The sequence below is a fragment of the Erwinia sorbitola genome (genome assembly GCF_009738185.1).
Taxonomy (GTDB): Bacteria; Pseudomonadota; Gammaproteobacteria; order Enterobacterales; family Enterobacteriaceae; genus Erwinia; species Erwinia sorbitola.
Map to the genome: position 1 here is coordinate 3,689,379 of NZ_CP046509.1, position 15,159 is coordinate 3,704,537.

Here is a 15,159-nt window from a genome sequence, read left to right on the forward strand (position 1 = left end):
TGATATATTCAGAGTCCAACATCATAAAACCGCATTCACAAGGGTTGAGATCTATGAGCCAGACGCCATTCATCCCAGAGAGCAAGCTGCCTGCGCTGGGTACCACGATTTTCACCCAGATGAGCGCACTCGCACAGCAGTACAATGCCATCAATCTGTCCCAGGGTTTCCCCGATTTTGACGGCCCGCAATATCTGCAACAGCGCCTGGCACATCATGTCAGCCAGGGGGCAAACCAGTATGCACCGATGATCGGCGTAGCCCCCTTACGTGAAGCGATTGCCAGAAAAACCGCCGAGCTGTACGGCTATGCCCCCGATGTGAATAGCGAAATTACCGTTACCGCCGGGGCTACTGAAGCACTCTATGCGGCGATTACCGCGCTGGTGCGGGCGGGTGATGAAGTTATCTGCTTTGATCCCAGCTACGACAGCTATGCTCCGGCGGTAACGCTGGCAGGCGGCGTGCTGAAGCGTATCGCATTGCAGCCGCCGGGCTTCCGTCCTGACTGGCAGGCATTTGCCGCGCTGCTGTCGCCGAAAACCCGGCTGGTTATCCTTAATACTCCGCACAATCCGTCTGCCACCGTCTGGCAGCAGAGCGATTTTACCCAGCTGTGGGAAGCCGTGCGTCAGCAGGAAATCTACGTACTGAGCGATGAAGTGTATGAGCACATCTGCTTTGACACTCACGGTCACGCCAGCGTGCTGGCCCATGCTGAGTTGCGCGCCCGTGCGATTGCCGTGTCTTCCTTTGGCAAAACCTTCCATATGACCGGCTGGAAAGTGGGTTACTGTGTGGCACCAGCTGCAATAAGTGCCGAACTGCGCAAAGTTCATCAGTATCTGACTTTCTCGGTGAATACCCCGGCACAGCTGGCGATTGCCGATATGCTGGAGCAGCATCCGGAGCATTACCGCGAACTGCCGGAATTCTACCGGGCACGGCGCGATCGCTTTGTGAAAGCACTGTCCGGCAGTCGTTTTAAACTGCTGCCCTGTGAAGGTACCTATTTCCTGCTGGCAGATTACAGCGCCATCTCCGATCTGGACGATGTTGCGTTCTGCCAGTGGCTGACCCAGGAAGTGGGCGTAGCCGCGATACCGCTGTCGGTGTTCTGCGCTGACACCTTCCCCCATAAACTGATCCGCCTGTGCTTCGCAAAACAGGAAGCCACGCTGGATGCTGCCGCGGAGCGCCTGTGTCAACTTTAAACATTACCGTACTTCAGCAGCCGCTGGTGTGGATGGATGGCCCGGCGAACCTGGCGTTTTTCGACGGGCTGCTGGCCGGTGTTCAGGGCCGTGACCTGATTATCCTGCCGGAGATGTTTACTACCGGCTTTGCGATGGAGGCAGCGGCCAGCTCGCTGCCCGAAAAAGATGTGATTGCCTGGCTCCAGGCTAAGGCCGCAGCAACTCAGGCGATGGTGGCAGGCAGTGCCGCTATTCAGGTTGAGAAAGGAGCAGTCAATCGTTTCTTCCTCGTTGAGCCTGAAGGCAAGGTGCATTTCTATGATAAGCGCCATCTGTTCCGCATGGCCGGGGAGCATGAGTACTATCTGGCAGGGGATCGCCGCGAGGTGATCGCATGGCGCGGCTGGCGAATTCTGCCGCAGGTGTGCTACGACCTGCGCTTCCCGGTGTTTGCACGCAATCAGAACGATTACGACCTGGCGCTGTATGTCGCCAACTGGCCTGCACCGCGAACGCTGCACTGGCAGACGCTGTTACAGGCGCGGGCCATTGAAAACCAGGCTTATATCGCCGGATGTAACCGCGTGGGCAGCGACGGTAATGGCCATCAATACAGTGGCGATAGCCGTATTATCAGCCCACAGGGTGAGATTCTGGCCCTGGGTGAGCCCTGGCAGCCTGCTCGTCTGGATGCCGCACTGTCGCTGGAAAACCTGCGTGAATACCGCGAGAAGTTTCCGGCATGGCGCGACGCGGACAGCTTTAGTTTGTGATACTGAAGGAGGCGGTATCCGGCCTCCTGACGTTACAGCCCCCCGGCGGGCAGGCTTATGACCCGCGATAGGTCGACCATGACCACGGAGAGATCAGAAACGGCAGATGATAATGGCTGCCCGTGGCCGGAAGTACGAAATCGATTTGCGCCGAGACGTAGAGCGCATCACGGCCGCTGGCAGCAAAGTAGTCGCCAATGGCTGCCGTCAGCCGGTAGTGACCTGGCGCCAGCCCCTGCGGAGTCAGATCGCTGATGCGGCCATCATCATTAGTTACGCCTGTAGCCTGCAACAGCCAATTTGTGCCGTTCTCCCGCTCCAGGATGATCGTAACGCCGACTGCCGGCTGGCCCAGGGCCGTATCCAAAATATGCGTGGTAATCGTGCTCACCTGAACGTCTCCTTTAAGCGTAACAGCGTGATCTCCCGCAGCTGTTGCAGGGCCTCACGCTGTTCCTGCTGCGCGTCATTCAGCAGACGACGGCGCAGTTCCGCGAGGATCTGCTCACCGCTACGATCTTTGGCGCGGATCAAAAACACTCGCCCGAAACGCTGTTCATAGGCCGCATTTCCCGCCCGTAATGCCTGAGCCAGCGCTGTATCTGCCGGGTTTACCTGCCCCTGCTCCCGGCTGGAGAGTTCAGCCTCTTTGCCTGTGCCTGGTGCCCGTTCGCCAATACGCGGATGGGCAGATAACGCCTGGTTTAGCGCTGCTTCATCCCAGGCCTGCGCCAGAGCGTCGGCCTTAAGCCAAAGAGCCTCGAGGGAGGAGAAAGGCCTGGCATCCACCAGCCCCGCAGCCCAGTCCGGTAGCGCCACACAGTGATCAATGCTGTGCTGTGCCTCGGCCGCACTCGCCAGGTTAAAGTGAATCAGATTCATTGTTGCCGCCCTTCAACCCGGTTCGCCCGATGTCTGTAACAGCCTGAACGTATGCCTGCACGGCCAGCGCAACATCATCGACCATCACCGATTCAGCTGGATGATGGCTGATTCCGCGATCGCAACGTACAAACAGCATCCCCACCGGCCAGCGTTCGGCAATAGCAATCGCATCATGTCCGGCACCGCTTGGCAGTGACAGGCTGCGCCCCTGAACGGTGGTGACTGCGTGGGTCAGAGCCGCCTGCAAACCATCATCACAGCGCGTAGCCGGGATCTGATAATACTCTTCTGCACTGAACTTCAGACCACGGCGCTGTGCAATAGCATCGCCCTGAGCCAGCAGTTCATCCAGCAGCGTCGCCAGCGGCAGCTCTTCCGGCCCGCGAACATCAAGCGTCAACGTCACCTCACCGGGAATTACATTGACCGCGCCAGGATGGCATTGCAGCGTTCCCACCGTCGCCACCAGCTGTGGATTATGCTGGGGGGTGCGCTGCTCGATAAACACCATCCACTCCGCCGCAGCGGCCAGCGCGTCTTTACGATGGGTCATCGGCACCGTGCCCGCATGCCCCGCCTCACCGGTAAAGCGGCAGTTAAGGCGGCGGGCGCCATTAATGGCCGTGACCACCCCCAGCGCCAGCTGCTCCTGTTCCAGGCAAGGCCCCTGTTCAATATGCAGTTCCAGGTAGGCGACAAAATCCTCAGCGTCACGCGCGGCCTGCCACAGCAGATCCGGGTTGAAGCCGATATTTTTCATCGCCTGCCCCACGGTGATACCTTTGCTATCCGGGTGCGACAGCCAGTGCTCAGGCCAGGTGCCAGTCAGGCCGCGACTGCCAAGCAGCGTGATGCCGAAGCGGGTTCCCTCTTCATCAGCAAACCCGATAATCTCGATTGCCAGCGGCAGACGCTCGGCGCGATCGTGCAGATACTGAACGGTTTCAATCGCCGTCAGCACGCCTAGCATCCCGTCGTAGCGCCCGGCATTACGCACGGTATCCAGGTGTGAGCCCAGCAGCAGGGCTTTCGCATCCTGCCGCTGGCCTTCGTAGCGTCCGCAAATATTGCCTACGCTATCCTGCCACACCTGCATACCCGCTGCCTGCATCCACTTGCCCACCATGGCATTAGCACGCAGATGCTCCGGTGACAGGTAGACGCGAGTGAGGTATTCCGGGGTTTCACTGATTTCTGCCAACGCATCACAGCGGGCCATCACCCGCGCAGCGGCCGCAGCCGCTGCTGTGGCATTCATCAGGCATCCACTCATCCACGACTCCCGTTGTAATGATCCCAGGCGGCCTGCATCGCTGCGCCCTGTGTGCTGTGGAAACCGAGGTGATTCAGCACGGATTCCAGCGCACTCAGGGTTTGCATCACGCAGTCTTTACGAGCGTTGTAACCCATGGTGCCGATGCGCCAGACTTTGCCGGTCATCGGGCCAAATGAGGTACCGATTTCAATGCCAAAATCTTCCAGCATCAGCTTACGCACCTGATCGCCGTTAACGCTCTGCGGAATAATAACGCCGAGCACGTTATTCATTTTGTGTTTCAGATCGCCGTAAGTCTCAAGCCCCATACCCTGGATGCCTTTCAGCAGCGCATCACCATGCAGTTTGTGGCGGGCTATGCCGTTATCCAGCCCCTCTTCGAGGATCAGACGCGCGCATTCACGTGCCCCAAACAGCGCAGAGGTGGCTTCGGTATGGTGATTAAGGCGCTCCGGGCCCCAGTAATCCATGATCATGCCGAGATCGAAATAGTTGGAGTAGATCATCTCGTCGTCGCCGTCATGATGAGCGTCGGTACGCAGCCCCTCTTCCACACATTTGCGTTCACGAATCACTGCTTCCATTGCCGGACTCAGGGTTATTGGCGAGGTGCCGGAGGGGCCACCAAGGCACTTTTGCATCCCGGCAGAGACGGCATCCAGCCCCCAGGCATCGGTTTCCAGCGCGTTACCGGCAAACGAGGCGGTGGCATCGGTGTAGAACAGCACGCCGTATTTACGGCAGATTGCACCCAGCTCTTCCAGCGGTTGCAGCATGGTAGTGGAGGTATCGCCCTGCACCGTCAGCAGCAGGCGCGGTTTCACCTTTTTGATGGCATCTTCAATCTGATCCGGGGTGAATACTTCGCCCCACGGCACTTCGATAGTATGGACTTCTGCACGGCAGCGGCGGGCAATCTCACATAGCAGGTGTCCAAAGCGACCAAATACCGGCACCAGCACTTTATCGCCGGGGCGGATCGCCGACACCAGTATCGCCTCAATTCCGGCGCGAGAAGTGCCGTTGATCAGCATCGTCCAGCGATTTTCAGTGCGGAACACGCCGCGATACAGCTCCATCACTTCATTCATGTAGTGCGTCATTGCCGGATCGTACTGTCCGATCAGCTGGCTGGACATTGCACGCAACACGCGTGGATCAGCATTGATCGGGCCTGGCCCCATCAGCAGACGCTGCGGCGGGTTAATCTGTGGGTATTTTGATAAATCCATCATCGATTCCTTTTTATTGATGATTACACTTCAGACACTCCTGATACTGCCAGTCCAGGCATTGCTCTGGTTTAAAACGGCAAACCAGATAGCCTACAGGCCACGCACCGAAGAGATAAACTGTTTTAATTCATTCGTCTGGGGATTGGCAAATACCGTCTGGCTATCGCCCTGCTCCCACACACGCCCCTGGTGCATAAACACCACGCGGTCACCGACTTCACGGGCGAAATTCATTTCGTGCGTAACGAGGATCAGCGTCATGCCCTCTTTTGCCAGCTGCTCCAGCACTTTCAATACTTCCCCCACCAGCTCAGGATCAAGAGCCGAGGTGATCTCGTCACACAGCAGCACTTTTGGTGACATCGCCAGCGCACGGGCGATGGCTACGCGCTGCTGCTGACCGCCGGAGAGATTGGCAGGGTAGTAATCCATACGGTCACCCAGACCGACTTTTTCCAGCATGCGCGCGGCCAGCTCGCGGCACTCCGCTTCTTTCTTCTTCAATACGCGGCGCGGTGCCAGCATCACGTTTTCCAGCGCAGTCATGTGCGGGAAAAGATTGAAGTTCTGGAAGACCATTCCGACGGAGCGGCTGATATCGCGCGCCTGGGTATCCCGGTCAGTTATGGTCATGCCACCGAGTTTTATGCTGCCTTCCTGATAACCTTCCAGCCCGTTGATACAGCGCAGCAGAGTGCTTTTACCCGAACCGCTACGGCCGATAATGGAGATTACTTCGCCCATTTCGATATCGAGATCCACGCCTTTCAGTACGTGGTTGTCGCCATAGTATTTCTGCACCTGATTAATGGTGATGAGCGGCATTGAATTTCTTCTCCAGATACTGGCTGTAGCGTGACAGCGGGTAACACATCAGGAAATAGCCGAGGGCCACTAACCCGAACACTTTAAATGGCTGATAGGTCACATTATTCAGGATGGTGCCCGCTTTAGTAAGCTCTATAAAGCCGATAATTGAGGCCAGCGCCGTTCCTTTTACTACCTGAACAGCAAAACCAACGGTTGGAGCGATGCCAATGCGCAGCGCCTGCGGCAGTACCACGCGATAAAGGGTCTGGCCAAAGCTCAGACCGAGGCATCGACAGGCTTCCCACTGCCCTTTTGGCAAGGCTTTAATGCTGCCATGCCAGATATCCACCAGAAAAGCACTGGTGTAAAAGGTCAGTGCCAGCGAGGCTGCCGTCCACGGTGAAACATCAATGCCGAATAATGCCACGCCGAAGAAGGCGAGAAAGAGCTGCATCAATAGCGGAGTGCCCTGAAATAGCTCGATATAGCAGCGGACAACACGGTTTGGCCAGATACGCCCGCTAAGACGCACCATTACCAGCGGCATCGCTACCAGCGTACCGCCGAGAAAGGCGGTAAATGAGAGCGCCAGCGTCCAGCGTGCTGCCAGCAGCAGATTGCGCAGGATGTCCCAGTCTGTAAAAGTTGTCATCATGGCTGCTCTCCAAACCACTTACGCCCCGCAGCCAGCAGTAGCTGACGCATCGCTATCGACAGCGCCAGATACATCAGCGTGGTCACCAGATAGACTTCAAAACTCAAAAAGGTGCGCGACTGAATCAGATTGGCGGCAAAGGTCAGCTCCTCATAGGAGACCTGCGACACCACCGACGAACCGAGCATGACGATAATGCACTGGCTGACCAGAGCCGGGTAAATACGCTTCATCGACGGTGGCAATACCACCCGGATAAACGTCTGTGTACGCGTAAGGCCAAGTACCCGGCCTGCTTCCCACTGCCCTTTCGGCGTCACCTGGATTCCGGCGCGGATAATTTCAGTACTGTAAGCGCCAAGATTAATCAGCATCGCCAGCAGCGCCGCCTCTCCGGCCGTCAGCTTCAGCCCCAGATTCGGCAGGCCAAAGACGATAAAAAACAGCTGTACCACAAAAGGCGTATTACGGATCAGCTCGACATACAGGCCCCAGATACGGCTTAACGTCGAGGGTTTGCCGCTACGCAGCGCCGCGCCGAAAATACCGAGCGCTACCCCGCCTACTGTTGCCATCACCGTCAGTTGGATGGTTACCCACAGGCCGGAAAGGAGATCTGGCCAGTAGGGCCAAAGTGCGGGAAAATTCAGTTGCCCGATCATCTGTCAGCCCTCTGCTAACCGAGGTTGGCAGGCAGCGGTGCTTTCAGCCACTGCTCGGAGAGATTATTCAGGGTTTTGTCCTGAATCGCCTGCTCAATCAGCCCATCAATTTTCGCTTTCAGCGCCGGTTCATTCTTCTTCATCCCGATAAAGCACGGTGAATCTTTCAGCATAAATTTAGCAACGGGGGCTTTATCACTATTCTGGCGGGCAATAGCCGCAACCACCAGGTTACCCGTAGCGACATACTCCACCTGGCCTGAAAGCCAGGCTGACAGCGTGGTGTTGTTATCTTCGTAGCGTTTCACCTGGGCTTCTTTCGGGGCGATGCTGGTAAGAACCATATCTTCTACCGCGCCACGGGTGACACCAATCGATTTACCACTCAGCGCTGCCGCATCTTTCAGCGTGCCGTCTTTCGGGCCAAATACACCGAGGAAGAACGGCGCATAGGCGCGGCTAAAGTCGATAACTTTTTCGCGTTCCGGATTCTTGCCCAGGCTGGAAATGACCAGATCCACTTTATCCGTTTGCAGATAAGGCACCCGGTTGGCACTGGTCACCGGCACCAGCTGCAACTTAAGTTTCATCTGTTTCGCCAGGTATTTCGCCATGTCGATATCGTAGCCCTGCGGCTGTAAGTCAGTACCAACCGAGCCAAACGGTGGGAAATCCTGCGGCACAGCGATGCGGATAACGCCGCGTTTTTCAATATCCTGTAGCTGATCGGCATGGGCTGTTACTGCCTGAGTTAACAGCACTGCACCTGCCAGTATTGCGAATAAGCCTTTTTTCATCTTCACTTCCCCGGTTAATACATCATGAAACGAAAGATTCTTAAAGGATTTTATTGCAACTTATGTGCCAGCGAATGCAGGGTTCCAGATTTATTGATTCAGCATTTACCGATAAAGAAAGAATTCGAGCAAAATCCTCATATTATCTACAAAAACCCGCCAGAACTGCGGTGAGAGTCAGAAGCCAGGGTAACTCATATTCAGGAAACGGACAGGAAACGGAAATAAAAAAGGGCGCTTTTTTGCGCCCTAAAACCATGCAATGCACCATAACGACGCCCCATCAGCGTTGTTCCAGTTCATCCAGCTGCCCGTAAAGGTCGGCAATCTGATGAATACGCTGTCGGCCCTGGCTTAATAATTCATGTAAAAGCGCGTTAGCCAGCAGATTGATCAGACTGTTGGCTGACGCGTAACTGTCAAAGGCCGATACGCTATCCAACGGAGCGCAGAGCTGCCAGCGTGCCAGAGCAATTACCCCCTGGGCCTGCGGTTCACACAGTGCCAGCGTGGGGATACCGCTCTGCTGTAGCTGCTGTAATAGCGGGCGGATAATGCGTGGACGGCGGCGAAATGCCATGACCACCACCATATCGTCCGGGGTTAGATCCACCAGCTCCTCGGAGAGTGTTTGCCCCGGCTGTGGCAAAACCTGTACCTGGGTTCTGGCCTGCAATAGCTGCTGGCGCAGGTGCAACGCCACCGGATAGGCATTACGCATCCCAATGATAAATATACGCTTACTTCTTGCCAGCGCCTGTACCACCTCGCCAAAATGCAGCGCATCAATTTCGTTGACCCACTGGGTAAGGTTGGCCATCTCCTGCTTATAGTGGCGAGCCAGCAGCGTATTGCCCTGTACTGCATCCCGGTTGTCCGTTAGCGGCATTCCGCTCTGGCGCAGGGTACGCAGCTCATCGCGCATATCTTTATATTTTTCATAACCTAAATGCTTAAACAGGCGGCTTACCGTCGCTTTAGAAACCCCGCTCAGGCGTGCCAGTTCAGCGCTGTTGTAGCTGATCAAGTCATCGAAATGGTCGAAAACAAAATCCGCTATACGCTGTTCCTGTGGGGAAAGCTGCGCGTAATGGCTGCGCAGGCGTTCGTCAAGCTGCATCATGGTGTTAGCCCTGTAACGTTCGTTTCATCTGTTGAATGATATACAAATAACGTGCCCGTCTGTAGCGAGTGCTGAAAACGCTTTAAAATCAGCGAAACAATGCGGCCAGAATGACTGAGATCGCACGCCTCTGACCCAGACTCGAAAAACTGGAACGGCTATTGCTTTAGTTACTGCATCAGCTATCCGGCCAACGAGAAAAAAATGAATCAAAGTAATCTGGCCCCGCTGGGGATGGCAGTGACGCCTCATCACCTGGCGAGTGAAACGGCATTGCGAATTTTGCGCGAAGGCGGGAATGCCATTGAAGCAATGGTGGCCGCCGCCGCCACTATCGCGGTGGTCTATCCGCATATGAATGGTCTGGGAGGAGACGGTTTCTGGTTGATTGTGCCACCAAAGGGCGATCCGGTTGCCATTGATGCCAGCGGGGCTGCGGGAACGCTGGCAACCATCGATTTCTATCGGGGCAGCAGCACTATTCCCCATCGCGGCCCGAAAGCGGCACTGACGGTAGCCGGTACAGTCAGCGGCTGGTCAGAAGCGCTGGAAATATCTCGTGAAATGGGTGGTCAGCAGCAGCCACTGCCGCGCCTGCTGGCCGATGCTATCCGCTATGCCGCTGACGGTATTCCGGTCACCGCCTCCCAGGCAGCAGCCACCGCAAGTAAACATGAAGAACTGGTGAATCAGCCGGGATTTTCTGCCACCTATTTACCCGACGGCACCGTGCCCGCATGCGGCAGCCGTTTTACTCAGCCTGATCTGGCAAACACGCTGATCCACCTGGCCGAAGCCGGGCTGGAGAGCTTCTATCGCGGGCCTCTCGCCCGCAAGCTTGCCAGTGAGATGTCCTGCCTGGGAATGCCCGTTACGCTGGAAGATCTTAATCGTCAACGAGCCAGACGCCGCACACCGCTACGTATTCGTCATCAGTATGGCGACGTTTTCAATATGACACCGCCCACACAGGGGCTGGTATCACTGGCCATCCTTGGGATCACCGACCACCTGAATATGGCCGATGCCGATGAGGCACAAACAATCCACCGTATTGTTGAAGCGACCAAGCTGGCGTTTGGCCTGCGCGATCGTTATATCACCGACCCTCTGCATATGCCTGAACAGATGCAGGCTCTGCTCGACAGCGATCGCCTGCGGCAGATGGCGGCGCAAATCGATGTCAGTCAGGCGGCCCCGTGGGGTACGGGTAAAGGGCCAGGGGATACGGTGTGGATGGGCGTAATGGACAGCAGCGGGCTGGCGGTTTCCTTTATCCAAAGTATTTACCACGAGTTCGGCAGCGGAGTAGTGATCCCCGGTACCGGCATCACCTGGCAGAATCGCGGGGCTGCCTTCAGCCTCAACCCTGACCATCTGCTGGCTCTACTGCCCGGCAAACAGCCTTTTCATACCCTGAACCCTGCAGCAGCAAGGCTTAACGATGGCAGGACGATGGTCTACGGCTCGATGGGTGGCGATGGTCAGCCCCAGACTCAGGCGGCAATCTTTACCCGTCATGTTGTACAGGGGATGCCGTTGCAGCAGGCGGTCAGTGCACCACGCTGGCTGCTGGGGCGTACCTGGGGCCAGGCGTCTGATTCACTCAAGCTGGAGGGCCGCTTTTCGCCGGAAACCATCGCCATGCTGCGCACTCTGGGCCATGAGGTAGAGCTGCTGCCTGACTATAGCGAAGCCGTGGGTCATGCCGGAGCCATCGTGCGCCACAACAACGGCATGCTTGAAGGGGCATTCGATCCGCGCAGCAACGGCAGCGCGGCAGGATTTTGAACGATGATCAGAAAGGAGAGATATATGCAACAAACTGCCCCCGACTGGACGGCCTATATTACCCAGATGGAACAGGTTTTAAATCTGGAACTTGATGAGCTACGTCGTGCAGAACTGCTGCTTCAGTTTAGCCGCATTGCCGGTATGGCCGCCCCTTTATTAGCCTTCCCGCTGGACGACCGCATGGAAGTGGCGGGAGTGTATAACGCATGAATCTGGCCTCCCTATCGATTGCCGGACTGACTCAGGCATTTGCTGCCGGAGAGTTAAGCGCACGCGAGATTGCCCATCACACGCTGGCAGCCATTGAGCGCGACAACCCGACGCTGAATGCCTGGACTCATATAACGCAGGATCGCATGTTGCAGGAGGCCGAACGTCTGGATCGTCTTAAATGCAGCGGTCAGCCGCTGCCGCCATTAGCGGCGGTACCTTATGCTGTGAAAAATCTGTTTGATATTGCCGGACATACCACGCTGGCCGGAGCCAGCTTGTTTAGCGAGCGTAAACCCGCCAGCCAGGATGCCTGGGCGGTACAACGGCTGACCAACAGCGGTGGAATGCTGTGCGGTATGCTGAATATGGATGCATACGCTTACGGATTTACCACGGAAAACAGCCATTACGGTGCGACCCGTAATCCCCACGATAATGCACGTATCGCTGGGGGTTCTTCCGGCGGTTCGGCGGCGGCGGTGGCGGCTGGCCTGGTGCACTTCTCCCTCGGCTCCGATACTAATGGTTCAATTCGCGTACCCGCGTCGTTATGCGGTATTTTCGGCCTGAAACCGACCTTTGGCCGTCTGTCGCGCAGCGGTAGCCATCCGTTTGTTGCCAGTCTTGATCATATCGGCCCCTTTGCACGCTCAGTCAGCGATCTTACCCACATCTACGATATATTGCAGGGCGCTGACCCAGCGGATAAATTCCAGGCAGAGAATGCGAATCAACCCGTAAGCCCTCTGCTGAGGCAAGGCGGTGAAGGGTTACGCTGCGGAGTGCTGGGTGGGTACTTTCAGCAGTGGTGCGATAGCGACGCCCGGGCAGCGGTCACTTTGGTTGCCAGTGCACTAAATGCCAGCGAAGAGTTTGTGCTGCCGGAAGCCGAGCTGGCGCGTACTTCTGCGTTTATTATCAGCGCCTCTGAGGGAGGGAATCATTATTTGCCCGCACTGCGCAACTCCCCGGAACGCTTCGAGCCACTGTCGCGCGAGCGCCTGACCGCCGGGGCAATGATCCCGGCAGCCTGGTATATTCAGGCACAGCGTTTTCGCCGCTATTTTCAGCAGCAGGTACTGCCGTTGTTTAACCATGTGGATGTGCTGATTGCACCAGCCACTCCTACCAGTGCGACCTTAATCGGTCAGGAAACAATGCATATTAATGGTGTGGACTTGCCCGTTCGCGCCAGTATGGGCATGCTGACTCAGCCCATTTCTTTCCTGGGTCTGCCGGTGACCACAGTGCCGTTGCGTACCGCCACTGGGTTGCCCATTGGCCTGCAACTGATTGCAGCCCCCTTTAACGAAGCAGCCTGTCTGCGTGCCGCCCGGGCACTGGAGCAGATGGGTATTACGCAGGCCACACCTGCCAGCATGGAGCTATTGTCATGAACAGTGAACATATTGATCGCCCGGTAATTCTTGCTGAAGTTACCGCCGCCTTTTATCGCTATGAAGAGGCATTAATCAGCAATGATATTGCCGTGCTGGATGAGCTGTTCTGGCATGATAAAAGAACGGTACGCCTCGGTGCCGGAGAAAATCTATACGGTATTGATGCTATTCGCGCCTTCCGTGCGGCCCGTCCTTCAGCCGGGTTATTTCGCCAGCTACAGAATACGGTTATCACCAGTTACGGCGATGATTTCGCGGTGTGCAGCACTGAGTTCACCCGCGAGGGCAGTGATAAAACGGGGCGCCAGCAGCAGACATGGATAAAACTTCCCTGTGGCTGGCGGATCGTAGCGGCACAGGTCAGTTTAATGAGTTGATGATTTCAGCCGAGGCCATGATGTTATCGAGATAATATTCCGTAATTCTCACGGTGGTGCAGCCTGGCTGCCGATGATACAACTCGGTATCCCTTCATTTTGAAAAGGATATACAGATGACGTTGCAAATGCTTCAGAAAGCAGCCACCGGAGTACAAAACTCATCCTCAGTGAAAGACTGGCATCGTGAAGAGATAAAGTGTGCTATCCGCCTGCGAGGTTACTCAATTGCAGGTCTGTCACGTGCGCATGGACTTGCTGATGGAACCCTTGCTAACGCGCTGGTTCGCCCATGGCCAAAGGGTGAGAAAATTATTGCCACGCTAATCGGGCTTGATCCCGCCGAAATATGGCCAAGTCGGTATGCTGCCCGTAAAGCTAAATTAGTTTCCTCCCGTGTAGATTTATCCGCGCCATGCCTGGAGGGGAAATAGCCCCTCCTCATTTAAGTTTCACTCAGGTATCAAACGGAATAATAGAATCACATTGCTGAAAAATACTTTGCGGTATGAAGTTATTAAATCCCATTTCAATACAATAATCGATTAGGCCGCGTTTATTGCCAACACCAGCTTTTTTGTAAATTCGACATAAGGTATCTTCTACCGTTCTGTTAGATACACCGATAGCTGCTTCAATCATTTTCGGTGTAAATAACTGACACGTGTAAAAAATAATCTCCCACTCTTTATCAGTAAAAAGTTCTGTTGGGGGCGTAAAAACCAGTGAGGTGGGAATTTTTATTTTCGACAGACGAGTAATGAAAATCGACTCAACCGGGCGACAGTGAGCGATAACCCCCAGAGGGGTACCATCCTCATCGATAATTGGGAATTTTTCAGAATACCATGGTTGTAAAAAATCCTGTTTGTCGAATTCATGAATCTCAACAGATGTTACGCGATCTTTTACTTTTTCTACCATACGATCGTGGGACTGAAATGCAGGTTCGAATTCATGCATAGCTAAAGGAAGCTCACCGTCGTAACGACCTTCTATTTTAAATTCTTTCGATAACCCAATGAAATTGTACATGCGTTTATTAGCATAAACGAACTGAGATAAATTATTTTTAACTAACCATGGCTCGTTACTGCCTTCCCAGAAACGAACTAACGGGGTAATAATCTTTTCAATTTTTCGATCTAGCTCTTTTTGTTTCATAGTCTCTCACCTGAATATTTTAATGCGAGATGAATAGCACACTCTAAAGGTCAAACGGAATAATAGAATCACATTGCTGAAAAATACTTTGCGGTATGAAGTTATTAAATCCCATTTCAATACAATAATCGATTAGGCCGCGTTTATTGCCAACACCCGCTTTTTTGTAAATTCGACATAAGGTATCTTCTACCGTTCTGTTAGATACACCGATAGCTGCTTCAATCATTTTCGGTGTAAATAACTGACACGTGTAAAAAATAATCTCCCACTCTTTATCAGTAAAAAGTTCTGTTGGGGGCGTAAAAACCAGTGAGGTGGGAATTTTTATTTTTTTGAGTCGGGTAATAAACATTGATTCAATAGGACGGTTATGAGCAATAACTCCCAAAACATTCCCAGAATTGTCTATTATTGGAAACTTATCACAATACCATGGCAGGAAGAAATCATTGTCTCCAACCTTATGAATCTCGATAGAAGTTACTCTATCCCCAGCCTGCTCGACCTGCCTGTCATGAGCTTGAAATTGTGGTTCAAACTCGTGAATGGCAATAGGAAGATCACCATCAAACCGGCCTTCCATTTGAAACTCTTTCGGGATCGCCAAAAAATCTTTTAAATGCTGATTTACATAAACAAACTCAGAAGTATGACTCTTCACCCACCAGGACTCATTACTTCTTTCCCAGAAATTAATTAGAGGTTTGATTATCTCTTCAAGTTTTGAATCTTTTTCATCATTTCTCACAAAAAAAACCCTTAAATAAAATATGCACAACAATCAATATATAAACTA

The 15,159-nt window shown here is 54.3% G+C and carries 18 protein-coding genes; 7 read left to right on the forward strand and 11 right to left on the reverse strand.

Going from position 1 to position 15,159, the window contains the following annotated elements; all coding sequences use genetic code 11:
* Positions 1-53: 53 nt before the first annotated feature.
* Both GN242_RS16790 and GN242_RS16795 read left to right on the forward strand, forming a co-directional pair.
* Positions 54-1,214, forward strand: a complete 1,161-nt coding sequence (locus GN242_RS16790; protein WP_156287869.1) for a pyridoxal phosphate-dependent aminotransferase — start codon at positions 54-56, stop codon at positions 1,212-1,214.
* Positions 1,202-1,969, forward strand: a complete 768-nt coding sequence (locus GN242_RS16795) for an amidohydrolase (protein WP_156287870.1) — start codon at positions 1,202-1,204, stop codon at positions 1,967-1,969. Before GN242_RS16790 ends, GN242_RS16795 begins: the two co-directional genes overlap by 13 nt.
* Before the next feature lie 55 nt (positions 1,970-2,024).
* Here the strand turns inward: GN242_RS16795 and uraH are convergent, their stop codons facing one another.
* The 9 genes from uraH to hpxU form a co-directional block, all read right to left on the reverse strand.
* The gene (gene uraH, locus GN242_RS16800) at positions 2,025-2,360 is read right to left on the reverse strand and encodes a hydroxyisourate hydrolase (protein WP_156287871.1); all 336 of its coding nucleotides are present in this window, start codon (positions 2,358-2,360) and stop codon (positions 2,025-2,027) included.
* Positions 2,357-2,851, reverse strand: a complete 495-nt coding sequence (gene uraD / locus GN242_RS16805; protein ID WP_156287872.1) for a 2-oxo-4-hydroxy-4-carboxy-5-ureidoimidazoline decarboxylase — start codon at positions 2,849-2,851, stop codon at positions 2,357-2,359. The genes uraH and uraD overlap by 4 nt, the downstream gene beginning before the upstream one ends.
* On the reverse strand, positions 2,832-4,127 hold the full coding sequence (gene hpxK / locus GN242_RS16810) for an allantoate amidohydrolase (RefSeq protein ID WP_156287873.1): 1,296 nt from the start codon (positions 4,125-4,127) through the stop codon (positions 2,832-2,834). Before hpxK ends, uraD begins: the two co-directional genes overlap by 20 nt.
* Positions 4,124-5,362, reverse strand: coding sequence for a pyridoxal-phosphate-dependent aminotransferase family protein (gene pucG / locus GN242_RS16815; protein WP_156288306.1), 1,239 nt, complete (start codon positions 5,360-5,362; stop codon positions 4,124-4,126). The genes hpxK and pucG overlap by 4 nt, the downstream gene beginning before the upstream one ends.
* A 93-nt stretch (positions 5,363-5,455) precedes the next feature.
* Positions 5,456-6,190: an amino acid ABC transporter ATP-binding protein gene (locus GN242_RS16820; RefSeq protein ID WP_154752488.1), complete on the reverse strand. Its 735-nt coding sequence runs from the start codon at positions 6,188-6,190 to the stop codon at positions 5,456-5,458.
* Complete coding sequence (locus tag GN242_RS16825; protein WP_154752566.1) at positions 6,171-6,827, reverse strand: amino acid ABC transporter permease; 657 nt, start codon at positions 6,825-6,827, stop codon at positions 6,171-6,173. The genes GN242_RS16820 and GN242_RS16825 overlap by 20 nt, the downstream gene beginning before the upstream one ends.
* Positions 6,827-7,492: an amino acid ABC transporter permease gene (locus GN242_RS16830; RefSeq protein WP_154752489.1), complete on the reverse strand. Its 666-nt coding sequence runs from the start codon at positions 7,490-7,492 to the stop codon at positions 6,827-6,829. Before GN242_RS16830 ends, GN242_RS16825 begins: the two co-directional genes overlap by 1 nt.
* Positions 7,493-7,506: 14 nt before the next feature.
* Entirely contained in the window at positions 7,507-8,289 is a 783-nt protein-coding gene (locus GN242_RS16835) for a transporter substrate-binding domain-containing protein (RefSeq protein ID WP_154752490.1), read from the reverse strand.
* A gap of 283 nt (positions 8,290-8,572) precedes the next feature.
* Positions 8,573-9,412, reverse strand: coding sequence for a MurR/RpiR family transcriptional regulator HpxU (gene hpxU, locus GN242_RS16840; protein WP_154752491.1), 840 nt, complete (start codon positions 9,410-9,412; stop codon positions 8,573-8,575).
* Between the two features lie 204 nt (positions 9,413-9,616).
* On the opposite strand from hpxU, the gene GN242_RS16845 reads away from it, so the two are divergent.
* The 5 genes from GN242_RS16845 (at position 9,617) to GN242_RS16865 (ending at position 13,630) form a co-directional block, all read left to right on the forward strand.
* Positions 9,617-11,203, forward strand: coding sequence for a gamma-glutamyltransferase family protein (locus GN242_RS16845; RefSeq protein WP_156287874.1), 1,587 nt, complete (start codon positions 9,617-9,619; stop codon positions 11,201-11,203).
* A 24-nt stretch (positions 11,204-11,227) separates the two neighbouring features.
* Positions 11,228-11,416 carry an oxalurate catabolism protein HpxX gene (gene hpxX, locus GN242_RS16850; RefSeq protein WP_154752493.1) on the forward strand — a complete coding sequence of 63 codons (189 nt, stop codon included), beginning with the start codon at positions 11,228-11,230 and terminating at the stop codon, positions 11,414-11,416.
* Positions 11,413-12,816, forward strand: a complete 1,404-nt coding sequence (locus GN242_RS16855; RefSeq protein WP_156287875.1) for an AtzE family amidohydrolase — start codon at positions 11,413-11,415, stop codon at positions 12,814-12,816. Before hpxX ends, GN242_RS16855 begins: the two co-directional genes overlap by 4 nt.
* Entirely contained in the window at positions 12,813-13,196 is a 384-nt protein-coding gene (gene hpxZ, locus GN242_RS16860) for an oxalurate catabolism protein HpxZ (protein ID WP_154752495.1), read from the forward strand. Before GN242_RS16855 ends, hpxZ begins: the two co-directional genes overlap by 4 nt.
* Positions 13,197-13,312: 116 nt before the next feature.
* Entirely contained in the window at positions 13,313-13,630 is a 318-nt protein-coding gene (locus GN242_RS16865) for a helix-turn-helix domain-containing protein (protein ID WP_230320678.1), read from the forward strand.
* A 22-nt stretch (positions 13,631-13,652) separates the two neighbouring features.
* Here the strand turns inward: GN242_RS16865 and GN242_RS16870 are convergent, their stop codons facing one another.
* Together GN242_RS16870 and GN242_RS16875 are read right to left on the reverse strand one after the other, a co-directional pair.
* Complete coding sequence (locus GN242_RS16870) at positions 13,653-14,360, reverse strand: helix-turn-helix transcriptional regulator (protein ID WP_154752496.1); 708 nt, start codon at positions 14,358-14,360, stop codon at positions 13,653-13,655.
* 43 nt (positions 14,361-14,403) lie between these two features.
* A complete protein-coding gene (locus GN242_RS16875; RefSeq protein ID WP_197094741.1) occupies positions 14,404-15,111 on the reverse strand; it encodes a helix-turn-helix transcriptional regulator in 708 nt (235 codons plus the stop codon).
* Positions 15,112-15,159: the final 48 nt, after the last annotated feature.